We start from the raw sequence: 22,332 nt of genomic DNA, 5'->3' as shown, positions 1-22,332 counted from the left end.
CGTGCGCGCCTCTCTTTTTCTGCTGCTGAGCCTGGTGCTCAGCAGCACCGCCTTTGCCGCCACCGTTCCACCCGCCAGCCAGCTGAAACAGGATCTGGAAACGGCGAAATCCGCGAAAAGCTCGCCCAACCAGGCCGAACAGGTGCAGGCGCTGGAAGCAGCAATTAACTTCCTGTCCGAACGCGACGACTCGCTGGAACGGGCGAAACAGTATCAGCAGGTAATCGATGATTTCCCGCGGCTGGCGCGCGAGCTGCGTCAGCAAATCGCCACGCTGACCGACAGCAGCAAGCCAGTGCGCAGCAACATGAGCAATGCCGAGCTGGATCAGGAGATCCTGCAGGTTAGCAGCCAGCTGCTGGAGGAGAGCCGCCAGGCGCAGCAGGAGCAGGATCGCGCCCGCGAAATCAGCGATTCTCTGTCGCAGCTGCCGCAGCAGCAGACCGATGCGCGGCGCGCCATGACCGAAAGCGAACGGCGCGCACAGGGCGTGGCGGCTGCCGCTACCCCGCTGGCACAGGCGCAGATTTATGCGCGTCAGACCGAGAGCGCTGCCAGTAAAGCGCGGGTAGATGAGCTGGAGCTGGCGCAGCTGTCGGCTAATAACCGTCAGGAGCTGGCGCGCATGCGCGCGGAAGTGCATCAGCGCAAAGCCACCCAGCTGGATAACTATCTGCAGGCGCTGCGCAATCAGCTCAACAACCAGCGCCAGCGCGAAGCCGAACTGGCGCTGGAGCGCACCGAACAGCTGGCGGAAAACAGCGGCGATCTGCCGGCCTCCATCAGCGATCAGTTCCGCGTTAACCGCGAGCTCTCCGCCGATCTGAATCAGCAGGCGCAGCGTATGGATCTGGTGGCCTCGCAGCAGCGTCTCGCCACCAATCAGACATTGCAGGTGCGCCAGGCGCTGAGCACGCTGCGCGAGCAGTCACAGTGGCTGGGCGTGTCGAACCTGCTGGGTGAAGCGCTGCGCGCGCAGGTGGCGCGCCTGCCGGAGATGCCGAAATCCCAGCAGATCGACAGTGAAATGGGCCAGCTGCGCGTGCAGCGGCTGCATTATGAAGACCTGCTGGAGCGCCAGCAGGCGCTGCGCAAAGAGAAACAGGCGGACGGCACGCCGTTCACCAGTGAACAGACGCGCATTCTGGATGCCCAGCTGAAAACCCAGCGCGAACTACTGAACTCACTGATTTCCGGCTGCGACACGCTGATTCTGGAAATCACCAAGCTGAAGGTTTCCAATACGCAGCTGCAGGACGCGCTGAGTGAAGTTAAAGAGGCGACGCACCGCTATCTGTTCTGGACCGCCGACGTCAGCCCGGTTGGCCTGAAATATCCGCTGGACGTGGCCACCGACCTGACGCGCCTGCTGTCGCTGGACACGCTGGGCCAGCTGGGCAAAGCGCTGGCGATGATGTTCACCAACCGTGAAACGGTGCTGCCAATTATTGGCGCCATTCTGCTGGTGGGCTTCAGCATCAGCACGCGTCGTCACTACAACGCCTTTATGGCGCGTGCGGCCAGCCGCGTGGGGAAAGTGACGCAGGACCGCTTCAGCCTGACGCTGCGCACCGTCTTCTGGTCGATTCTGGTCGCGGTGCCGCTGCCGGTGCTGTGGGCCGCGCTCGGCTTTGGCCTGCAGCACGCCTGGCCTTACCCGTTTGCCGTAGCGATTGGCGATGGCATCACTGCCACCCTGCCGCTGCTGTGGGCATTCATGATCAGCGCGGCTTTTGCCCGTCCTGACGGCCTGTTTGTCGTGCACTTCCGCTGGCCGCAGGCGCGGGTCGCGCGCGCCATGCGTTATTACTCGCTGACGGTCGGCCTGATCGTACCGCTGATTATGCTGCTGATTGCTTTCGCCAATCTCGACGATCCGCAGTTCTCCGCCACGCTGGGGCGCTTGTGCTTTATTCTGATCTGCGGGGCGCTGAGCATTGTCACCGTCAGCCTGAAACGCGCAGGTATCCCGCTCTATTTAGATAAAGAGGGCGACGGCGACAACTTCGTTAACCGGATTCTGTGGAACCTGATGATCGCCATTCCGCTGGTGGCGGCGCTGGCCTCCTGCATTGGCTATCTGGCCACCGCGCAGGCGCTGCTGGCGCGCCTGGAAACCTCGGTCGGCATCTGGTTCTTCCTGCTGGTGATTTACCACATCATTCGCCGCTGGATGCTGATTCAGCGCCGCCGCATCGCCTTTGACCGCGCGCGCCAGCGTCGTGCCGATATGCTGGCCAACCGCGCGCGCAGCGAAGAGGAAAAAGAGCAGCAGTCTGCCGTCAGCACCGATACCGTGGAAGTCGAAGAGCCGATTATCGATCTGGATGCGATCAGCGCGCAGTCGCTGCGGCTGGTCCGCTCGATTCTGACGCTGATTGCGCTGGTGTCGGTGATTGTGCTGTGGTCTGAGATCCACTCCGCGTTCAGCTTCCTCGACAACATCCCGCTGTGGGATGCCAGCACCACGGTGCAGGGCGTCGAGAGCGTACAGCCCATTACGCTGGGTGCCGTGCTGATCGCCATCCTGATCTTTATCATTACCACCCAGCTGGTGCGCAATATGCCGGCGCTGCTGGAGCTGGCGCTGCTGCAACACCTCAGCCTGTCGCCCGGTACCGGTTACGCCATTACCACCCTGACCAAATACGCGCTGATGCTGGTCGGCGGTCTGATTGGTTTCTCGATTATTGGCGTGGAGTGGTCAAAACTGCAGTGGCTGGTAGCGGCGCTGGGTCTGGGGCTGGGCTTTGGGATGCAGGAGATCTTTGCCAACTTTATCTCCGGCCTGATCATCCTGTTTGAGAAACCGATTCGTATCGGCGATACCGTGACCATTCGCGATTTGACCGGCAGCATCACCCGCATCAATACGCGCGCCACCACCATTACCGACTGGGACCGCAAAGAGATTATTGTGCCGAACAAGGCCTTTATCACCGAGCAGTTCGTCAACTGGTCGCTGTCGGATTCGGTGACGCGCGTGGTGCTGACCATTCCGGCACCGGCCCACGTTAACAGCGAAGAGGTGACGACCATCCTGAAGCAGGCGGCCGATCGCTGTACCTACGTGCTGGATATGCCAGCGCCGGATGTGTTCCTTGTGGATCTGCAGCAGGGCATTCAGCTGTTTGAGCTGCGCGTGCACGCGGCGGAGATGGGTCATCGCATGCCGCTGCGCCATGAGCTGCATCAGCTGATTCTGCGCGGCTTTGAAGAGCATGGCATTGAGATGCCGTTCCCGCCGTTCCAGGTACGGATGGAAACGCTGGGGCGCAAAACGCCGGCCAGCAACGGTTCGACTGCCAGCCGGACCTTCAAATCCGGTGGCCTGTAAAACAAAACGCCCGGCATGCGCCGGGCGTTTTTTCTTTACGCGCGAGTTACTTCACAAACTCTTCGCCCTGCGCGATATCTTTTTTCAGCGTCTCCAGCATGCCGTTAAGCGCCTGCTGTTCGAAATCACTGAGCGGCCCGAGCGGACGGCGTTCGGCGATACCGTTTTTGCCCAGCAGCAGCGGCTGCGAGAAGAAGCGCGCGTACTCGCCGTCGCCTTCCACATAGGCGCACTCTACGACATTGGCTTCGCCCTGCAGTGCACGAATCAGCGACAGACCAAAGCGCGCCGCCGCCTGGCCCATCGACAGCGTCGCCGAGCCGCCACCGGCTTTGGCTTCCACCACTTCGGTACCGGCATTCTGAATACGTTTCGTCAGGTCGGCGATCTCCTGCTCGCTGAAGCTGACGCCTTTAACCTGCGACAGCAGCGGCAGAATGGTCACGCCTGAATGCCCGCCGACCACCGGCACTTCAATCTCCGTAGGCTGTTTGCCCTTCAGGGCAGCGACAAAGGTGTTGGCGCGAATCACATCCAGCGTCGAGACGCCAAACAGCCGGTTTTTATCGTACACACCGGCTTTTTTCAGCACTTCGGCGGCAATCGCCACCGTGGTATTTACCGGGTTAGTGATGACGCCAATCAGCGCTTTTGGCGCGGTGGTCGCCACCTGTTCAATCAGGTTACGCACGATACCGGCGTTGACGTTAAACAGATCGGCGCGGTCCATGCCAGGTTTGCGTGCCACACCGGCCGAGATCAGCACCACATCGGCGCCGTGCAGAGCCGGCGTCGCATCTTCGCCACTGAACCCTTCAACTTTCACGGCGGTAGGAATGTGACTGAGATCAACCGCGACGCCTGGTGTCACCGGGGCAATGTCATACAGTGAGAGGGCTGAACCTGCGGGTAATTGGGTCTTGAGCAGCAGAGCGAGTGCCTGGCCAATACCACCAGCTGCACCGAGAACGGCAACTTTCATCCTGAACTCCTTATTAAGGTGGGGCAGAGATATGCCGGAAATCCATCAGGTTACGAGTTTAATCAACTTCTCAGGCGATAGCGACACACCTGTCGCGCAATAACATTACGCCGCAATCGGCTCCCGAGACATCTCCACTTCAGAAGTCGCCTGAATGATCCAGTCGCAGCCAGAAGACTATGGACGGCAATGATCATCGTTTTGTTGTTACCACTTCAATAATATAACAACTTTGCAACCTTCGCTTTGCGCGCCAGCGCGCGATTTTGGTGCAGGATAAAACTCTGTTATCATGCCCGCCCCACACGCGCATGCCGTGAATTCACGCATCCGCTTATTGCATAAAAATTCATCTAAATGCATAATAATTTATCTGCGACGGGCCTGTTGCCTGCTGCAACCCTCTTTTATTGGTAGCTTATGCGAAACCCATCTAAACAAGACGATCTGATAAAGGCGTTCAAAGCCTTACTGAAAGAAGAAAAGTTCAGCTCTCAGGGCGAAATTGTCCAGGCGCTGCAGGAAGACGGCTTCGGCAACATCAACCAGTCAAAAGTTTCTCGTATGCTGACCAAGTTTGGCGCGGTGCGCACGCGTAACGCCAAAATGGAGATGGTGTACTGCCTGCCTGCCGAACTGGGCGTGCCTACCACCACCAGTCCGCTGAAGAATCTGGTGCTGGATATCGACTATAACGATGCGCTGGTAGTGATTCATACCAGCCCGGGCGCGGCCCAGCTGATCGCCCGCCTGCTCGACTCCCTCGGCAAAGCCGAAGGCATTCTCGGCACCATCGCCGGTGACGACACCATCTTTATTACGCCAGCGCGCGCCTTTACGGTGAAGCAGCTGTATGACGCCGTGCTGGTGTTATTCGAACAGGAACTATAAAACCCTGTCTGTTACCGGCGGTTCACCTGCCGGTAACCTTGCCTGCCCGCCCACGTTTCTCCCGCTGTTTTATCGCCAACACCTTACAAAATAACCGCTTAGCCATATTCCGCCGGGTTCTCAATGCGCGAAGGTATTGGTACGACCTTTTCGCCTGCTTAACCCTTTGCGCTATTTTACGCTGTTTTACAATTAGTGCTTAGCGGTTATCTCTTGCTTTTAGCGCACAGCCAGCTTGATCAACCACATTGTTTCGCACAAAAAGATAATTTGATGCAGATCATTGTTTTTGCATGGAAATACACCCTCCTGGTTAAGATCCAGGCGGTTTTAATAACTTTGCGTTATAAAAATGTGCCATAAGGATAAAGAATTACAACCAATCATTATTAGCGGGATATTAATTTCATGGGTGATTAGATCTATACTTCTTTTCGTGATGCAAATCACACGAAATCAAAAAGAGAAAAACAGAAGACGAGGAAAAATACCATGAACGTTAAAACTACTATCGCCACCCTGAGTGTTCTATCTGCCCTGTCATTTGGTGCTTTCGCCGCAGATTCTATCAACGCCGAACAGGCAGCGAACCTGCAGCCGGTCGGCACCATCAGCGTCAGCGGCATTGGCGGCTCACCGATGGATATCCATCAGCAGCTGAACGCCAAAGCTGAAGCGCAAGGTGCTAAAGCCTATCGCGTTGTTGAGGCTTATAACGACAACAGCTACCACGCAACCGCGGAACTTTATAAATAAGTTTGCCGGAACAAGATGCAGTGTGAACGGCGACCCGTTTGAGAGGCGTTTGCCTCTCAGGTTGCCCACCCCATTTCAGGAGAGTGAATCATGAAAACCAAATTATCTATTGCTGTACTGAGTCTGGCTTCCGTTCTGTCTTTTGGCGCCAGTGCTGCCACCCTGGTAACCAACACCCAGGCTGAAAATCTGCAGCCGCTGAATCAGACCATTAGCGTGAGCGGCGTCGACGGCGACCAGACCAATATCCGTCAGGAACTGTCCCAGAAAGCCGATGCTCAGGGTGCCAGCCATTACCGCATCATTGAGAACAATCAGGACAACACCTTCCACGTGACGGCTGAACTGTACAAATAAACTTTAACTATCGATCCGGCGTTATGCAGTCGCCGGGAGAAGATCGACGACCCGCTTACCCTCTTAGTGCCGCAGGTTGTTGATTCTAATGAGGAGACGAATTATGAAAATCAAAACAACCATCGCAACCGCTACGCTGCTTTCTCTGTTCGCTTTTGGCGCTTCAGCTGCCCAACTGGTAACGGATGAATCCGCGCAGAATCTGCAATCTACCGGCCAGACCATTACCGTTAGCGGAACAGGCGGCTCACCTATGGATTACCGCGCTCAGCTTTCTCAGAAAGCCGATGAGCAGGGTGCCAGCGCGTATAAAGTGATTGAAGCGCGCACCGGTGACAGCTATCACCTGACTGCAGAGCTGTACAAATAATTCCTCGTCAATTCTGACGAACCCTTTGGCCCCGCCTGCCGGGGCCCTTTTTGGTTGTGCTACTGAACATTAAAGCGGAGCTGGCCTTCCAGCTCCTCTTCTGCCTCATCGAATAGCAATATCAGCGCACCATAGCGGCGTTTCTGCCCTTTCCCCAGATTGATGAACGCAATTTCCAGCGGCAGCGGGATCTGCTCGCCGATGATCATTTCCCACAGATCGTCCAGATCCTGAATGGTGCGATCCGCCAGCGCGAAACGTTCGCAAAACTGACGGTAGAAATGAGCCTGATCGACGATTTCATTGAAGTCGAAACGCTCGGTTCTCATGGTGACATCCTCTCGCTACGCCAGACCGCCGAGGTGCAGCGCTTTGACTTCCAGATACTCTTCCATGCCCAGCACCGATCCTTCGCGTCCCAGTCCGGACTCTTTCACGCCGCCAAACGGCGCCAGCTCGGTCGAGACCGCACACTCGTTGATCCCAATCATGCCGGCTTCCAGCGCCGCCGAAACGCGGAACACGCGCTGCAGATTCTGCGTATAGAAGTAAGCCGCCAGACCGTATTCGGTATTGTTGGCGCGCGCGATCACCTCAGCTTCATCGTCAAAGCGGAAGCAGGCGGCCACCGGACCGAAGGTCTCTTCCTGCGCCAGCTGCATCTCTTCATGCGCATCGGCAATCACCGTCGGCTGCCAGAAGTTACCGCCCAGCGGATGGCGCTCGCCGCCCACCAGCAGTTTCCCACCTTTGCTCAGCGCATCTTTGACATGCTCTTCCACTTTCTCCACCGCGGACGGCTCAATCAGCGGCCCGACCACCACGCCCGGCTCCACGCCGTTGCCCACTTTCAGTTTGCCCACCGCCTCAGCCAGCTGATGCACAAAGCGGTCGTATATTGCGTTGTGGATATAGAAGCGGTTAACGCTGACGCACACCTGGCCGGCGTTACGGAATTTGTTGGCGATAGCCCCCTGCACCGCCGCGTCGATATCGGCATCGTCAAACACGATATAGGGCGCGTTGCCGCCCAGCTCCATCGAGACTTTCTTCATGGTTTCGGCCGCGTTCCGCATCAGCGTTTTCCCCACTGCGGTGGAACCGGTAAAGGAGATTTTACGCACCGCGCGGGAAGCCATAATGGCGTCGCTGATGGCGTGCGTGTCGCCGGCTACCGCGTTCAGCACGCCGTCCGGCACGCCCGCCTTTTGTGCCAGCGCCACCAGCGCAAAGGCGCTGAGCGGGGTGTTATTGGCCGGCTTGATGATGCCGGTGCAGCCGGCCGCCAGCGCCGGGCCGAGTTTGCGCGTCAGCATCGCCATCGGGAAATTCCACGGCGTGATGGCAGCGACCACGCCAATCGGCTCGCGCGTCGCCAGAATGCGTGAACCGGCTTTGGCCGGCGGGATAATTTCGCCGTTGGCGCGCTTCGCCTGCTCGGCAAACCATTGAATAAAGCTGGCGGCGTACTCTACTTCCCCCTCGGCTTCCTTTAGCGGTTTGCCCTGCTCGGCGGTCATCAGCTGGCCCAGCCAGCTTTTGTGCTCAATGATCAGCTGGTACCAGCGATAAAGGATTTCGCTGCGCTGTTTGGCGGTTTTGTCGCGCCACGCCGGAAAAGCGCGCTGTGCGGCGGCAATCGCCTGTTCGGTTTCAGCCTTGCCGGCTTTCGCCACCTGCGCCAGTACCTCGCCGGTGGCCGGATTGGTGACATCAAAGGTGCTGCTGGCGGTGTGCCACTGGCCGTCAGCGAAGTAGCCAGTGTTGAACAGTTCGTGTTGTTGCAGGGAAGTGGACATCGTTATTCTCCTGTCAGTAAGCATCCTGTCAGGAAAGTATAGATGGCAATAATCGGGCAATGAGGGTCAGCGTGGCATCAGGCCAGCCGCTGCGCCAGGCAGCGGCCAGTTTCAGATTTGGATGAGGGTGTTCTGGTACTTATCCAGCATCATCGACAGCCGTTTCACCGGTTCCGTCACGCTGGCCGGAGCGGCATAGTGCTGCAGCTTCTGCTGATAAACGTCCAGCTCCTGCAGCAGGCGCTCAAAGTAGTAGCGCCGTTTATCATCGCTGCTGGCCGCAATAATGCGGTCGGCGGTGGCGCGCAGCTGGCGGTGATACGCCGACAGGTCGGCATTGACCGGCACCTCCGCGTTGCGCAGGCGCTGATGACCAATAATCAGCGTGAGCGCGATCCGGTACTTGTCGATATCGCCCGGGAACAGATTAAGTAGCAGGAACAGCTGCTGATAAAGCGCTGGTAAATGGTTCTCACGCCGGCGCGCCTGATTGGTGGTCAGCGCGGCCACCGCAGCATACATAAAGCGATTCAGCAGCTTGCGTCCGGTGCGGGCTTTGGATTTGTCACGAATCAGCAAAATCACCATCATCGCTACAAAGCTGCCAATCCACTGGCCGAGCGCGTTGTCGAGAAACACGTTGAACTCAAACTTCATCGGGTTATCCAGCACCAGCACGTTAATGGTGCCGATCAGTGCGCCCAGCGTACCAATCTGCCGCCGCTGTACAAAGATGCCGCCGATAAAGCCGAGTGCGCCAATCGCGATACACAACAGCAAGGCACTTTGCTGGGTGCCCGGCAATACCCAGATGAAGTAGAGCATGCCCAACGGCACCGCAAAGGCCATGCCGTAGAAGAAGTCTTTCGCCATCATCAGCGGATTCGGCATACGCATCGCCAGCGCGGTAATCACCGCCAGCATCACCATGCAGCCGCTGCCGGAAGTCCAGCCGGTATACAGCCAGAACAGCGAACCGAGCGCGGTGGCGACAAAGGTGCGCACGCCATTGATCATCGCATGATGCGTTTCCGCTGAGCGCGCCTGGATCACCACCTCACGCTGCAGAATGCTCTCCTCCAGCGTGGTGATACGGCTGTTGCTTTTAACGCCATTGATCAGCAGCAGATATTCGGTCGCGGCGCCGACCCAGCTGGCCAGGGTAAACGGCACGCTTTTACTGCTGACGCCAATAACGCGGCGCATCAGCTTCATGCGCTTATGTACGTCGCTGACGCTGGTTACCTCTTTTTCAATCAGCAGGCGATACTGCGGCGGGATGTAATCCGGGCGCGAATTCTGAATCAGGAAGGTCTCAGCGGCCTGAGTAATCAGCGTCAGCGATAGCGTGTTGAGCATTTGCAGCCGGCGGCTGGTGTTGCTCCAGCGCGACGACTCCATCAGCAGCTGGCTGCGCATACCGTTGAGCGCGGTCGTGCGGCGCACCAGTGCGCTCCAGGCTTTGTCGACTTCCTCTTTATCCTCGTGTGCCACGCACAGCTGCAGCAGGCGGTAGTGCGCTACCAGCAGCGCATCCACTTCCGCATCAATCACTTTCTTGATCGAGCGCGGAGAGAACAGCATGTCGGCGAGAATGGCGCACAGGATACCGAGCACAATTTCGCTGCAGCGCTCCACGGCGAACTGCGGCGCCAGCGTCAGGCCGCCGCTGGCATCCGCGGTCACCACGATGATCAGCGCGGTGTAACCGGCGAGGCCCAGCGCATAGGAGTTTTCGACTTTAATCAGCGATGAGAGCCAGACGCACATGCCGGCCCACAGGCAGCACAGCAGCAGCATCACCACCGGCGCGCGCACCGTCGCAATCATGATGGTGAGTGCCGCGATACAGCCGATAAAGGTGCCGATAATACGCAGAACGCCACGGTAGCGCAGCGCGCCAGAATAAGGATCGCCGCCCGCGGCAAAGGCGGTGCCGCCAGCCACGATGCCGGCGGTCATCACCGCCCAGCGCGGCGTTTCCAGATTGAAGTGAAAGCCAATCATCAGCGCTGCCACCAGCGCGAAGGTCAGCTTTACCGGGAAACGCAAAAACTCAATCATATCGCCCCCGCTTAACCAAACTCACGCAGGCGGTTGAACAGCTGCGCCATCGGCGACACTTTGGTCTGGCGGTCTTTGTCACCGGTGATCACCACGGTGGCGGTGGTCCCCGCCGGGAAGCGGTTGCCGGGTTGATCGTCAAGGCGAATACGCACCGGTACGCGCTGCGCCAGACGCACCCACTCAAGGTTGGAGTCCACGGTGGCCATGCCTTTACTGTCAACGCTGCTGCTGCTGTTGGTCACGCCAGCCGCGATGCTGTCAACTGTGCCGCGCAGCACCGTGTTGCTGCCCAGCGGAGTAATTTCCGCACGGAAGCCGGGACGCACGCCATCCAGCTTGGTCTCTTCCATGTAGGCCAGCACGTAGAACGAGTGCTGCTGCACCAGCGCCACGGCCACCGAGCCGCGCGTGATGAATTCCCCCTGATAGACGTTGAGGTTGGTGACCCAGCCATCGGACGGCGCTTTGATGGTGGTGCGATCGAGGTCGATCACCGCCAGATCGCGCGTCGCCACCGCTTTGGCCAGCTGATGTTCGCTGGTCTGCAGGTCGCTATTCGACTGCTCAATGGCTTCACGCGACATCGCGCTGGTACCGAGCTGGTTACGCCGCGCCGCTTCACGGCGTTTTTCGCTGACCAGCGCCTGGTAATATTCGACATCCGCCTGCGCCTCATCCAGCGCTTTCTGGTAGCGCGGACGGTCAACGATAAACAGCGTATCGCCTTTTTTCACCAGCTGGTTGTCGTGTACCGGGACGTCGGTGATCAGTCCGGTCACGTCCGGGGAGATCGCCACCACGTCGGCGGAGAATTTGGCGTCACGCGTCCACGGCGACTCGGTATAGAACACCCAGGCGCGGAAGATGATAATAACAGCGATGATAACCAGCAGGAGCGTAATGGCGTAACGCGCGATTTTTCTTATTAGCGCTTTCACTTAAAACCTCAGACGAATAGACGGGATACAAGGTAAAACACACAGCAATACAGCGCTGTGTTAAAAAGTGCCGGGTGCCACACCAGATCGTAAATCCCGCTGGGCGTCAGCACGCGTTTCACCAGCCAGAACAGCGCCAGCGAAACCAGTAGTTCAATGAAGATGGGCGGAAAAGACAGCCCGAATACGACAAATACCGGAAGCACACTCATTTCGGTTCCTTAGTTCGACCTTGCCGGATTGCACCGATACCTGCCCTCATGCCCTCTGGCACGTCGGGTTGATGATAGTGGGATGACGGATAATCTGATGACAACATTCAGGCCGCGTTGAGCTAATCATAGCGTATCATCGGGTAAACACTGCCGTGTTCAGGTGCGGTGAAGAGACCCAGCGTGCGTATAGTAACGCGCTTGACTATACGTTTTCTACATATTGTGAGCTAAATCACTTTTTAGCCAGAGTAAACAATGGAACGACTCAAAGGCATGTCCATTTTCGCCAAAGTGGTTGAATTGGGCTCATTTACCGCCGCCGCACGCCAGCTGCAGCTCAGCGTCTCGTCAATCAGCCAGATTGTTGCCAGACTGGAAGATGAGCTGCAGGTGAAACTGCTTAACCGCAGCACCCGCAGTCTGGGCCTGACCGAAGCCGGTAAGATTTATTATCAGGGCTGCCGCCGCATGCTGGCAGAGGCCTCGCAGGTGCACGAACAGCTGTACGCCTTCAACAACACGCCGATCGGGATTTTACGCATCGGCTGCTCAACCACCATGGCGCAAAATGTCCTGTCCGCCATGACCAGCGAGATGCTGCACGAATATCCGGGACTGAGCGTCAACCTGATGACCGGCATACCGGCGCCGGACCTGATTGCTAACGGGCTGGATGTGGTGATACGCGTCGGTGAGCTGCAGGATTCCAACCTGTTCTCGCGCCGGCTGGGCGCCATGCCGATGGTGGTATGCGCGGCGAAGAGCTACCTGGCCCAGCACGGCACGCCGGAAAAGCCGGCTGAAATCGACAACTTTTCCTGGCTCGAGTACAGCGTGCGCCCGGATAACACCTTCGAGCTGGTGGCGCCGGAAGGCCTGGTGACGCGCCTGACGCCGCAGGGGCGTTTTGTCACCAATGATTCGCAGACGCTGATTCGCTGGCTGAAAGCCGGCTGCGGTATCGCCTATGTGCCGCTGATGTGGGTGATTGATGAGATTAACGCCGGTGAGATCGATATTTTGTTCCCGCAGTATCACTCGGAGCCGCGCCCGGTGTATGCCGTCTATACCGAGAAGGATAAGCTGCCGCTCAAGGTGCAGGTGTGTATCAATTATCTGACCGAGTATTTCAGGCAGGTGGCGAGGCAGTATCAGCAGCACCGCAAAAGTTAGCCGCCGTCTGGCGCTGATGTGGCTGGCCTGAAGGGTGCATACGGGAAAATGCGGGGCAGTTATGCATGCCAGGTCACCCTGAAAGGTGACCTGGCAAAACAATTGCGTAATGCCGATCAGTTAAGTACCAAATTCAATTACCGCAGATTTCGTAGCGGCGCGATTAATCGCGCGTACTACTAGCAGCACCGTTCCCATCCATGCTTCGCGCAATAAATTGCGCCGCTACCAAAGTGTGCGTGCTGTTTACTCATAACTGACAAGCATTGTACAAACCCATTGCGCGGTTTTGACAGGGTGCGCACTGATGCGCACCAGCATGAACCTTAAGCCGTTCCGCCCACGGTAATTTTATCCAGCTTCAGCGTGGGTTGACCTACGCCGACCGGCACGCTCTGGCCCTCTTTACCGCACACGCCGACGCCCTTATCCAGCGCCAGATCGTTACCGACCATGGAAATCTGCTGCATCGCCTCAATGCCGGAGCCGATCAGCGTCGCGCCTTTCACCGGTTTGGTGACTTTGCCGTTCTCGATCAGATAAGCCTCGGAGGTCGAGAACACAAACTTGCCGGAGGTGATATCGACCTGGCCGCCGCCAAAGTTAGGGGCATACAGACCATACTCCACACTCTCAATGATCTCCTGCGGCGTCGATTTGCCCGCCAGCATATAGGTGTTGGTCATGCGCGGCATCGGCAGGTGCGCATAGGATTCACGACGCCCGTTACCGGTAGGCGGCACGCCCATCAGACGCGCATTGAGCTTGTCCTGCATATAGCCTTTCAGCACGCCGTTTTCGATCAGCACGTTGTACTGTCCCGGCACGCCTTCATCATCCACCGCCAGCGAACCACGCAGCCCTTGAAGGGTACCGTCGTCAACCACGGTGCAGAGTTCGGACGCAACCAGCTGGCCCATCTTACCGCTGAAGACGGAAGTCTCGCGGCGATTGAAATCCCCTTCCAGACCGTGGCCCACCGCTTCGTGCAGCAGCACGCCTGGCCAGCCCGCACCCAGCACCACTGGCAGCGTACCGGCTGGTGCCGCGACGGCGGACAGGTTAACCAGCGCCATGCGCACCGCTTCGCGCGCCCAGGCATCAGCCCGTACATCACCGCTCTCATCGGCAAGGAAGAATTCGTAGCCGGTACGCGCACCGCCGCCGCTGGCGCCGCGCTCGCGTTTACCCTGATCTTCCACCTGAACGCTAATGGACAGGCGCACCAGCGGACGAATATCCGCCGCCAGCGTACCGTCGGTGGCGGCAACCAGCACCTGCTCGTAGACGCCGCTCAGGCTGGCATTCACTTCCTGCACGCGCGGATCGGCGGCGCGTGCCACTTTATCAACCCGGTGCAGCAGCGCGATTTTGTCTTCGCGCGTCAGGCTGTCCAGCGGATTGACCGGGGCGTACAGCGAACGGTTAAGCACCGCGGAGAGCGCGTGCGCTTTACCGTTGCCCTGCTCGCGCACGATACTGCGCGCCGCTTCGGACGACTGGCGCAGGGCGTTGAGGCTGATTTGATCGGCATAGGCAAAACCGGTTTTCTCGCCGCTTACCGCGCGGACGCCCACGCCCTGATCGATATGATAAGAGCCATCTTTAATGATTTTGTCTTCCAGCACCCAGGATTCATGGAAGCTGGACTGAAAATAGAGATCGGCATAGTCCAGACGACGTTCTGAAAGCTGCCCTAACAGGGAAAAAAGGTCCTGCTGATTAATGCTGTTCGCAGCTAGTAACTGCTCACTTACCAGATTCAGAGTCATCGTTTCTCACTCATTATGTGCTCGGATAGTCATAGCCTGCGGCAATTCCCCGACGGCGTCAAATTCACTTCTTATCGGCTTCGCGCGGTTTGCGCAGCACTTCATTGATTTCCGGCTTATCCAGCGGTCCGCTGATGTGATAGCGCAGCAGCGAAATCTTATTCCACAACGGAGCCAGCACCTTGCTGGCGGCAAAAACCGCCGCGCCGACCACCGGGTTAATCACAAACGCGGTGGCCACGCCAACCGAGGCACCGATCTCCGGTGCCACCACCGCTTCCATGTCGATTTGCCGCTGCACCAGATCTATTTTGCCCTGCATGGCGATATCCGCTTCGAGGCCATCTACCAGCAGGTTATCGGTGCGCATCACGCCGTTTTCAATCCACGCCGTGCCGTTGATCGAATCAAACCAGAAACCTTCATTAAAGGTATCGCTAAAATCGAAGCGCAGCTTACGCAGCAGGGCATCGAAGCTCACCAGCCGCAACAACTGTCCGGCACGACCGGTGTTCACATCCGCAATCTGCCCTTTGCCGAAGTGGGTTTTCAGCGTGCCGCTCAGCGTCTTTTCTGAAGGCTGCCACGGTGCGGAGCGCCAGTGCAGGTCATAATCAATTTTAAACGGCGCATCGCGCAGCGGCGTGTTCATGCCAAACCAGTTGGTGGCATCATTGATATTTTTGCCGCTCAGGCTGCCTTTTAACGAGGTGCGCTGCTCGCCCGCTTTGTTCACCCATTCACCCGCGACATTGAGCTTCGAGCTGCCGGTATCGACGCTGCCGTTAGTGAGTGCTAACGTCTCTCCCTGCGGCTGGAGCCTGGCCTGGATGTGGCCGAACTTCTGCCCGCGCAGCCAGCACTCAGCGCAGTTGAGCTGCAGCGCTGGCCAGCTGCGGAAATCAATGCCGCTGTCACCGCTGAACGGCGAGGAGGCCTTGCCCGCTTCACCGTCACTCCATTGCGGATTGTAATAAAGATAGCTCAGGTCGATTTGCCACGGCGCGTGTTGTGCGGTTCGCAGGCTGCCGCGCGCTTCGCGGCTCTCCAGCTGCAGCTGCGTGCTGCCGCCCGCGCCCTGGGTCACCGTGGCATTAACATCGTGCCACTGCTGGCCGCCGAGCGTCAGGGCCGGGGTGCGCAACGTCACATCGCCCGGCAGCAATGCGCCGCCGATGTCCGTCTCGCCCTGCGCATTGCGTGAACCCGTCGCGCCGGTCATCAGCCCCAGCCAGGCTTCGCCGTCCAGCGCCGGCAGATTGAGTACCATCCCGCGCCGATCCGGTAGCGCCGGCGTGCTTTTGGCATCATTCAGCCAGATACCGCGATCGACGCGCAGCTGCGGCTCCAGCAGCCAGCGGCTGTTAAAGCGATGGTGCTCACGCACGCTGCCGCTGAGGTTAAAACTGTGCAAATCGCCGCTGGCATTAATGGCGATGGGCAGTGCCTCACCGGCCTCTTTATCCAGTGGTGGAGGTAAGTGACTGCTCACTGTCTTGCCGTCACCATTGATATCAACCTTGTAGCGCGCCCCACCCTGATGCGGCAGCGTGATGTCGACATTGCCCTGCCACGCCAGACTGCCGCCCAGCTTACTGCTTACACTGGCAGGCAGCATGGCCAGTTTTGCCGGCTGCCAGTCGCCCAGCAGTTTGACGTTAACGCCAAAATCATCGGGATTTTCCGTGGTGGTGAAACGCACGCCGGTGGGCTGACCGAACCAGTTGGCCTGCAGCTCTTCACTCTCCAGGTTTCCGTTGTTGTAGCGGAAACGTCCGGTCAGGTTTTTCAGCGTGGTGTTGAGCGGCTTAATGTGCAGGCTGTTGTTATTCAGCACCACGTTACCGCTGGCGTGCACCAGTTCCCCATCCAGCGGAATATCCAGGTTGAGCGAACCACGCACGTTGCCGCCAATCTGCAGCTGCTCCAGCGCCGCACCCAGCGTGGATTTGAGCGGCGTGCGGGCGAAATAGTCGGCGATATCTTTACCTTCGCCGCTCAAATCACCGTCAATGATCAGCTTCTCTTTCAGGTAATCCGGGATTACCGCACTGACGTTGCGCGCGTCCACCGCACCCAGCCGGGTTTGCGCCGCCTTCATCCACAGACCGTCGTTGATAAAATCGAGGTCGATATCGAGGTTTTGCAGCGCCGGCCAGCCTGGCTGGAACTGGAAGGTAGCATTGCGCACCGGCACGGCCACTTCAAACATGCCGTCGTGGTGTTTGAACGGGAACAGACGCGGATCGCCGGCAAACAGCAGCGTGGCATTCTCCACCTGGCCGCCTTTGACCGCTTCGCTGAGATACTGCGTCAGATCGTGGCCCATCAGCGGCTCGGGGAAGTAGCGCCACGCATCACCGGCATCGGTGACGCGAATCCCGGCAAGAATGTCGAGGCGCGGCGCTTTACCGACATTTTGCTGATAGCGGAAATCGCCGCGCGCCCATAGCGAACGTGCCTGCACGTCCAGCTGCTGGCCATCCAGCGTCAGGCCGTTGCCATCGCGCAGCCAGTTAATCCTGCCGGTGACCTGCTGAATCTGTAACGGCGCCTGGAACATATCGCCGTACGGCACTTCGGCCTGGCCCATCTGCACATCCAGCTGGCCGTGGTTCAGACTGCCGCTGGCGCTGCCGCTCAGATTGCTGATGCCCGGCAAAAGCTGCCAGTGCTGCCACGCCAGATCGCGCCAGCGCGCCTGCAAACGCGTCTGCTCCGGCTGCGCCAGCGGAATATCCAGCGCCAGCGCGTCGATATAGCCGCGCGGCTGCAGCGCCCGCCAGTTGTCCAGCAGCGTGGGCGAGAGCGGCGCAAACAGCGGCACCAGCGGTGCCAGACGCTGCAGATCGAGCCGGGTGGCACGCACCCGCACTTCCGCTGCACTGTTCGCGCCGATCATCTGTTTATCTTCCGGCTTCCACAGCAGGGCGATATGGCCGGCATCCCAGGCCACGCCGTCAGTCATCAGCCGGGTTTGCGGCACCGTCAGGCTCCAGCCATTCTGGTAGCGCGCCAGATGCGCGGTCAGGCCATCCACCTGCAGTTGATGATCGCCCTGCTCGCCGCGCCAGCGTGCGCCGCCTTTGCTCAGCAGCAGATCGCCCGCGTACACTTCGCCGTCGCGCAGGTTGACCCACGCGGCCAGGCTGAAACGCGCGCTTTGCAGGCTGGTATTATCACGCAGCCAGCGGCCAATCCACGGGCGCACGTCCACATCATCGGCCTGCATCCAGATGCGGCCGTCGTTGAGTAAGCCGTTAGTATCGTTAAGATCGAGCCGTACCTGCACCACGCCGTGCTGGCCGGTGAAGCTGGACAGGCTCACTTCGCCTTCGGCGCGATGGCGGTTGTCCTCGTTCAGCCAGGTAAGGCGGGGAATCGCCAGTTCGGCATGCTGGCCGGAAGGCGTGAGAAAACGGATGCTGCTGTCACGCAAATCGAAATGGTCAAACTGGCGTAAGAACAGATCGTTGATTTGGGCCGGTTTGAAGCTATTTTTTTGCTCGTCGCTGGTGAGCAACGGACGGTTGGTTGCCAGCCGCAGCTGCCAGAAGGTGAGATCGCGAAACTGCCAGCGCCAGTGCAGCAGCGACTGCCACACATTGAGCGCCAGCGTAACGCGGCCAATCTGCAGCTCGCCATCTTTATCCATGTCGATACGCAGATCGCGCACCTGCAGGGTCGGGCCAAAATTCTCCCATTTTCCCTGAACTTCACTGGCATCGATGGTGACGCCGCTGACGCGCGAAAGAGTGTGCAGCACCTCACCGCGATAGCTGTTGAGATGCGGCATCACAAGGCGCAGCCCGCTGACCAGCAGCGCCACAATGACGATGATTGCGGCGAGCAGCAGTAACAAAATCCCCGGCAACCGCCTCACACACCTCTCCTTGCTTTCCGTTGGGTTACGGCGTTCAACCTCACGACTTACATCATGACGACGTCAAACTGCTCCTGCGTGTAGAGCGGTTCAACCTGTACTTTGACCTGCTTGCCGACAAAAATTTCCACTTCGGCCAGCGCGTGCGACTCATCGCTTTTCAGCGCTTCACCCACTGCGGGTGACACGTACACCAGGAAGCTGTCGGAGTCGTAAGCGTGATGGACGCGGACGATTTCACGCATGATTTCATAGCACACGGTCTCCACCGTCTTCAGCGAACCGCGTCCCTGGCACACCGGGCAATCGGCACACAGCACATGCTCAATGCTTTCGCGCGTGCGTTTGCGCGTCATCTCGACCAGCCCCAGCGCGGAGAAGCCGTTGATGCTGGTTTTAACGCGATCTTTGCTCAGCGCGCTCTCCAGCGAGTGCAGCACGCGCCGGCGATGATCGTCATTATTCATGTCGATAAAGTCGATGATGATAATGCCGCCGAGATTACGCAGCCGCAGCTGGCGCGCAATCGCCTGCGTGGCTTCGATATTAGTATTAAAAATGGTTTCGTCGAGGTTGCGGTGGCCGACAAACGCACCGGTGTTAATGTCCACCGTGGTCATGGCTTCGGTCTGGTCGATAATCAGGTAACCGCCAGATTTCAGTTCCACCTTGCGCTCCAGCGAACGCTGAATCTCGTTCTCCACATCATAGAGATCGAAAATCGGCTGCTTGCCGTTGTACAGCTCCAGCTTGCTGGCCATCTCCGGAATATATTCGCTGGTAAATTCCACCAGCAGATCGCAGGTCAGGCGCGAATCGACGCGAATGCGATCCAGCGCTGCGCCGGCGAAATCGCGCAGCACGCGCTGCGCCAGCGCCAGCTCGCCGTACAGCAGGCAGCGCGTCTGGTTACGCTTCTTACGCTCGCTGACTTTGGTCCACAGGCGCTTTAAAAATGCCGCGTCCTGCGCCAGCTCTTCTGCGCCAATGCCTTCTGCGGCGGTACGAATAATAAAGCCGCCGAGATCGTCACAGTAAGCGGCAACCACCGCTTTCAGCCGCTCACGTTCGGCTTCGCTTTCAATGCGCTGTGAGACGCCCACGTGTGAAGCCCCCGGCATAAAGACCAGGTAGCGCGACGGCAGTGTAATATCGGTGGTGAGGCGTGCCCCTTTGGTGCCGAGCGGATCTTTCACCACCTGCACCATTAAATCCTGTCCCTGACGCACCAGCTCGGCGATATCGCGCACGATAAAGTTCTTCTTCTCATCACCCGCCACGCATTCGGTGTGCGGCATGATGTCCGAGGCGTGCAGAAAGGCCGCTTTGTCCATCCCGATATCGACAAATGCCGCCTGCATGCCCGGCAGTACCCGGCTGACGCGCCCTTTGTAGATATTGCCGACAATACCGCGCCGCGCTTCGCGCTCAATATGGATTTCCTGCAGAATGCCGCCGTCAATATAGGCAACACGGGTTTCAGAAGGTGTCACATTTACCAGCAGTTCAGCCGTCATCTTGTCCCCTTAACGCACGCAGCGACTGAAAATGGCTCAGCAGTTCGCTGGTTTCCACCAGCGGCAATCCCACTACGGCGTGATAACTTCCATTGATGCGGCGCACAAAGTTGCCGCCCAGGCCCTGAATACCGTACGCGCCGGCTTTATCCATCGGCTCGCCGCTGGCGATATAGTGCGAAATTTCCTCTGCCGTGATAGTGCGGAATGTCACGTCTGTGGTCACCAGGCAATCCAGCTCGCCCTGCGCATCGGCCAGCGCCACGGCCGTCATGACCTGATGGGTTTGCCCGGCCAGTTTACCCAGCATCTGCGCGGCATGCGCCGCATCGCGCGGTTTCTCCAGCACTTCGCCATTCAGCACCACGATGGTGTCAGCGCCCAGCACCGGCAGATCCTGTGGTGCTATCCGCACGCCGGCTCGCGCCTTATCGCTGGCCAGACGCCGCACATAAGACTCCGCCGCTTCGCCCGGCTGACGCTGTTCTTCAACATCGGTAATCAGGCGCTCAAACTGCAGGCCAAGCTGCGTTAACAGCTCGCGCCGACGCGGTGAGCCGGAAGCCAGGTAGAGGGTTATCATTGTATTCCTTATTGCACAGCAAACTGACGGCGAATCTTTCTCATCAGTAAGAATAGCCAGGGCCACAGGATACCGTCGACCACGCTACTCCAGAAGATTTCCGGGCGGAAGGAGACGTTGATGACCAGAAATTCTGCCCAGAAAACAATCACATCAACCGCCAGCGACAGCACCATAACCATTAATGCCTGCTGCCACAACGCCAGATTGCGGAATAGCTGAAATTTAAAGGCCACCAGATAGGCGATAATGCTGAACGCCAGCGCACGCACGCCCAGCGTTGAGCCGGCGACCAAATCCATAATGGCGCCAAGGAAAAAGCCGGTGCCCACGTTGACCCGGTGCGGCAGCGCCAGCACCCAGTAGATCAGGATCAGCAACAGCCACGATGGCCGGAACATGTAAATCTGATCCGGCCACGGCATGATTTGCAGGATAAGCGCAACAAGGAAGGACAGCCAGATCACCCAACGCCCCTGGCTGCGATATCGACTCAAGGCTGGCCTCCGCGCGAGTTCGCCGGATTACCCTGCGAACGGCTGCTGGCGGCGGGCTGTGGCGGCCCCATCTGCTGATTTTGCTGCATCATGGCGGGTGCCGGCGGCCCCATTTCGCCCGCGGGCGGCAGTACCTGCGGCATCATCTGCATCAGGCGTTCGTTGGCCACGCGATGCACTTCGTCCGGTGCCATCGGCATGTCGCCGTTCTTATCCGCACCCCACAGCAGCAGCAGGTAGCGCAGACGCTGCAGACCGGCGGTCGGACGCGCCTGAATCACGGTATAGGCACGCTGCGTATCCACTTTCACTGACGACACCACGCCGACCGGATACCCTTCCGGGAAGCGTCCGCCCAGGCCTGACGTCACCAGCACATCACCGACGCGAATATCCGTATTGCCCGGCAGATGCTCCAGCTGCAGATCTTCGCTGCAGCCGTTACCGGCGGCGATGACGCGAATATCGTTACGCAGCACCTGAATCGGCAGGGCGTGCGAGGCATCGCAAATCAGCAGCACGCGGCTGGTCATCTGCCCTACCGCCACCACCTGGCCGACCACGCCTTTATCGCTGATCACCGGCTGGCCTTCATACACGCCGTTGACGCTGCCTTTATCGATGATCACCTGATCGGTGTAAGGATCGGTGCCGGTGGAGATCACCTGGGTCACCATTTTGTGCTCATCCTGACGCAGCGGCGAGCCGAGCAGCTCGCGCAGACGCGCGTTTTCCTGCTTGTATTGCCCCAGCATCAGCAGGTCACTGTTTTTCAGGAAGAGCTCACGGCGCAGCGCTTTGTTTTCCAGCTCCAGCTGCTGGCGCGAGGCCAGCGTTTCGGAAACGCCGTCAAGAAGCTGTCGTGGCCCGTTGGCCAGGAAGTAAAATGGACTGACCGACGTGTCCAGGTAGTTGCGGATCTGGGAGAACGTGCTGATCCGGCTATCGGCTACAATAATCGCGATAGCCACAATCACGGCCAGAAACAGGCGCAACTGCAGGGAAGGTCCCCTGCTAAAAATCGGCTTCATAAATTCTGCGAATTCCTCGACATCAGGGAAGAAGCGTGAGTGTCAGCACTCACGCCTCCAGGGCTGGACGCTATACGCCGTCGTGCGCAGCGTCGCCAGTTACCCCGCATCCTGCAAACCGCAGTGACGACGTTGTGGCGCTGCTGCCCGGTGCCTGCTGCTGA

The 22,332-nt window shown here is 58.7% G+C and carries 18 protein-coding genes; 6 read left to right on the top strand and 12 right to left on the bottom strand.

What is annotated here, in order from left to right; genetic code table 11:
* Position 1: 1 nt before the first annotated feature.
* Entirely contained in the window at positions 2 to 3,337 is a 3,336-nt protein-coding gene (gene mscM, locus C1N56_RS01870) for a miniconductance mechanosensitive channel MscM (RefSeq protein ID WP_021508135.1), read from the top strand.
* 46 nt (positions 3,338 to 3,383) lie between these two features.
* Here the strand turns inward: mscM and mdh are convergent, their stop codons facing one another.
* Entirely contained in the window at positions 3,384 to 4,319 is a 936-nt protein-coding gene (gene mdh / locus C1N56_RS01865; protein ID WP_021508136.1) for a malate dehydrogenase, read from the bottom strand.
* Between the two features lie 420 nt (positions 4,320 to 4,739).
* Here mdh and argR point away from each other — a divergent pair, with 420 nt between their 5' ends.
* The 4 genes from argR to yhcN (C1N56_RS01845) all read left to right on the top strand — a co-directional run bounded on the left by argR (position 4,740) and on the right by yhcN (C1N56_RS01845) (position 6,693).
* Positions 4,740 to 5,210 carry a transcriptional regulator ArgR gene (argR, locus tag C1N56_RS01860; protein ID WP_021508137.1) on the top strand — a complete coding sequence of 157 codons (471 nt, stop codon included), beginning with the start codon at positions 4,740 to 4,742 and terminating at the stop codon, positions 5,208 to 5,210.
* A 492-nt stretch (positions 5,211 to 5,702) separates the two neighbouring features.
* Positions 5,703 to 5,966 carry a peroxide/acid stress response protein YhcN gene (yhcN, locus tag C1N56_RS01855; RefSeq protein ID WP_021508138.1) on the top strand — a complete coding sequence of 88 codons (264 nt, stop codon included), beginning with the start codon at positions 5,703 to 5,705 and terminating at the stop codon, positions 5,964 to 5,966.
* Between the two features lie 90 nt (positions 5,967 to 6,056).
* Positions 6,057 to 6,323 carry a YdgH/BhsA/McbA-like domain containing protein gene (locus tag C1N56_RS01850; RefSeq protein WP_021508139.1) on the top strand — a complete coding sequence of 89 codons (267 nt, stop codon included), beginning with the start codon at positions 6,057 to 6,059 and terminating at the stop codon, positions 6,321 to 6,323.
* 103 nt (positions 6,324 to 6,426) lie between these two features.
* Positions 6,427 to 6,693 carry a peroxide/acid stress response protein YhcN gene (gene yhcN / locus C1N56_RS01845; RefSeq protein WP_021508140.1) on the top strand — a complete coding sequence of 89 codons (267 nt, stop codon included), beginning with the start codon at positions 6,427 to 6,429 and terminating at the stop codon, positions 6,691 to 6,693.
* Positions 6,694 to 6,752: 59 nt separating this feature from the next.
* On the opposite strand, the gene C1N56_RS01840 is transcribed toward yhcN (C1N56_RS01845), so the two are convergent.
* The 5 genes from C1N56_RS01840 to aaeX all read right to left on the bottom strand — a co-directional run bounded on the left by C1N56_RS01840 (position 6,753) and on the right by aaeX (position 11,709).
* Positions 6,753 to 7,022, bottom strand: a complete 270-nt coding sequence (locus C1N56_RS01840; RefSeq protein ID WP_104188189.1) for a barstar family protein — start codon at positions 7,020 to 7,022, stop codon at positions 6,753 to 6,755.
* A 15-nt stretch (positions 7,023 to 7,037) separates the two neighbouring features.
* Complete coding sequence (locus C1N56_RS01835) at positions 7,038 to 8,492, bottom strand: NAD-dependent succinate-semialdehyde dehydrogenase (protein ID WP_215481617.1); 1,455 nt, start codon at positions 8,490 to 8,492, stop codon at positions 7,038 to 7,040.
* Positions 8,493 to 8,603: 111 nt separating this feature from the next.
* Entirely contained in the window at positions 8,604 to 10,556 is a 1,953-nt protein-coding gene (aaeB, locus tag C1N56_RS01830) for a p-hydroxybenzoic acid efflux pump subunit AaeB (RefSeq protein WP_021508143.1), read from the bottom strand.
* A gap of 11 nt (positions 10,557 to 10,567) precedes the next feature.
* Positions 10,568 to 11,497, bottom strand: a complete 930-nt coding sequence (gene aaeA, locus C1N56_RS01825) for a p-hydroxybenzoic acid efflux pump subunit AaeA (RefSeq protein ID WP_125310645.1) — start codon at positions 11,495 to 11,497, stop codon at positions 10,568 to 10,570.
* A gap of 8 nt (positions 11,498 to 11,505) precedes the next feature.
* Positions 11,506 to 11,709, bottom strand: a complete 204-nt coding sequence (gene aaeX / locus C1N56_RS01820) for a p-hydroxybenzoic acid efflux pump operon protein AaeX (RefSeq protein ID WP_021508145.1) — start codon at positions 11,707 to 11,709, stop codon at positions 11,506 to 11,508.
* Positions 11,710 to 11,967: 258 nt separating this feature from the next.
* Between aaeX and aaeR the strand changes: the two genes are divergently transcribed.
* Positions 11,968 to 12,885 (top strand): HTH-type transcriptional activator AaeR, encoded by a 918-nt coding sequence (gene aaeR, locus C1N56_RS01815; protein ID WP_058771467.1) that lies wholly within the window; start codon positions 11,968 to 11,970, stop codon positions 12,883 to 12,885.
* A 326-nt stretch (positions 12,886 to 13,211) separates the two neighbouring features.
* Here the strand turns inward: aaeR and tldD are convergent, their stop codons facing one another.
* The 6 genes from tldD to mreC form a co-directional block, all read right to left on the bottom strand.
* On the bottom strand, positions 13,212 to 14,657 hold the full coding sequence (tldD, locus tag C1N56_RS01810; RefSeq protein ID WP_136545551.1) for a metalloprotease TldD: 1,446 nt from the start codon (positions 14,655 to 14,657) through the stop codon (positions 13,212 to 13,214).
* A 64-nt stretch (positions 14,658 to 14,721) separates the two neighbouring features.
* Complete coding sequence (gene yhdP / locus C1N56_RS01805; RefSeq protein WP_150360356.1) at positions 14,722 to 18,540, bottom strand: AsmA2 domain-containing protein YhdP; 3,819 nt, start codon at positions 18,538 to 18,540, stop codon at positions 14,722 to 14,724.
* Positions 18,541 to 18,587: 47 nt separating this feature from the next.
* Positions 18,588 to 20,057, bottom strand: coding sequence for a ribonuclease G (rng, locus tag C1N56_RS01800; protein ID WP_021508149.1), 1,470 nt, complete (start codon positions 20,055 to 20,057; stop codon positions 18,588 to 18,590).
* Entirely contained in the window at positions 20,047 to 20,640 is a 594-nt protein-coding gene (locus tag C1N56_RS01795) for a Maf family protein (protein ID WP_021508150.1), read from the bottom strand. The genes rng and C1N56_RS01795 overlap by 11 nt, the downstream gene beginning before the upstream one ends.
* 8 nt (positions 20,641 to 20,648) lie before the next feature.
* Positions 20,649 to 21,137: a rod shape-determining protein MreD gene (gene mreD / locus C1N56_RS01790; RefSeq protein WP_031279826.1), complete on the bottom strand. Its 489-nt coding sequence runs from the start codon at positions 21,135 to 21,137 to the stop codon at positions 20,649 to 20,651.
* A complete protein-coding gene (mreC, locus tag C1N56_RS01785) occupies positions 21,134 to 22,168 on the bottom strand; it encodes a rod shape-determining protein MreC (RefSeq protein ID WP_021508152.1) in 1,035 nt (344 codons plus the stop codon). The genes mreD and mreC overlap by 4 nt, the downstream gene beginning before the upstream one ends.
* Between the last annotated feature and the right edge of the window lie 164 nt (positions 22,169 to 22,332).

Source organism: Pantoea sp. SGAir0175 (assembly GCF_043547855.1).
The sequence above is the reverse complement of the archived record's forward strand: the minus strand, read 5'-3'. Positions and strand labels throughout refer to the sequence as shown.

What these genes read in the sequence shown, in the direction of transcription:
- mdh (WP_021508136.1), bottom strand. Translation starts at nt 4,319, where the DNA reads ATGAAAGTTGCCGTTCTCGGTGCAGCTGGTGGTATTGGCCAGGCACTC.
- argR (WP_021508137.1), top strand. Translation starts at nt 4,740, where the DNA reads ATGCGAAACCCATCTAAACAAGACGATCTGATAAAGGCGTTCAAAGCC.
- yhcN (WP_021508138.1), top strand. Translation starts at nt 5,703, where the DNA reads ATGAACGTTAAAACTACTATCGCCACCCTGAGTGTTCTATCTGCCCTG.
- C1N56_RS01850 (WP_021508139.1), top strand. Translation starts at nt 6,057, where the DNA reads ATGAAAACCAAATTATCTATTGCTGTACTGAGTCTGGCTTCCGTTCTG.
- yhcN (WP_021508140.1), top strand. Translation starts at nt 6,427, where the DNA reads ATGAAAATCAAAACAACCATCGCAACCGCTACGCTGCTTTCTCTGTTC.
- C1N56_RS01840 (WP_104188189.1), bottom strand. Translation starts at nt 7,022, where the DNA reads ATGAGAACCGAGCGTTTCGACTTCAATGAAATCGTCGATCAGGCTCAT.
- C1N56_RS01835 (WP_215481617.1), bottom strand. Translation starts at nt 8,492, where the DNA reads ATGTCCACTTCCCTGCAACAACACGAACTGTTCAACACTGGCTACTTC.
- aaeB (WP_021508143.1), bottom strand. Translation starts at nt 10,556, where the DNA reads ATGATTGAGTTTTTGCGTTTCCCGGTAAAGCTGACCTTCGCGCTGGTG.
- aaeX (WP_021508145.1), bottom strand. Translation starts at nt 11,709, where the DNA reads ATGAGTGTGCTTCCGGTATTTGTCGTATTCGGGCTGTCTTTTCCGCCC.
- aaeR (WP_058771467.1), top strand. Translation starts at nt 11,968, where the DNA reads ATGGAACGACTCAAAGGCATGTCCATTTTCGCCAAAGTGGTTGAATTG.
- tldD (WP_136545551.1), bottom strand. Translation starts at nt 14,657, where the DNA reads ATGACTCTGAATCTGGTAAGTGAGCAGTTACTAGCTGCGAACAGCATT.
- rng (WP_021508149.1), bottom strand. Translation starts at nt 20,057, where the DNA reads ATGACGGCTGAACTGCTGGTAAATGTGACACCTTCTGAAACCCGTGTT.
- C1N56_RS01795 (WP_021508150.1), bottom strand. Translation starts at nt 20,640, where the DNA reads ATGATAACCCTCTACCTGGCTTCCGGCTCACCGCGTCGGCGCGAGCTG.
- mreC (WP_021508152.1), bottom strand. Translation starts at nt 22,168, where the DNA reads ATGAAGCCGATTTTTAGCAGGGGACCTTCCCTGCAGTTGCGCCTGTTT.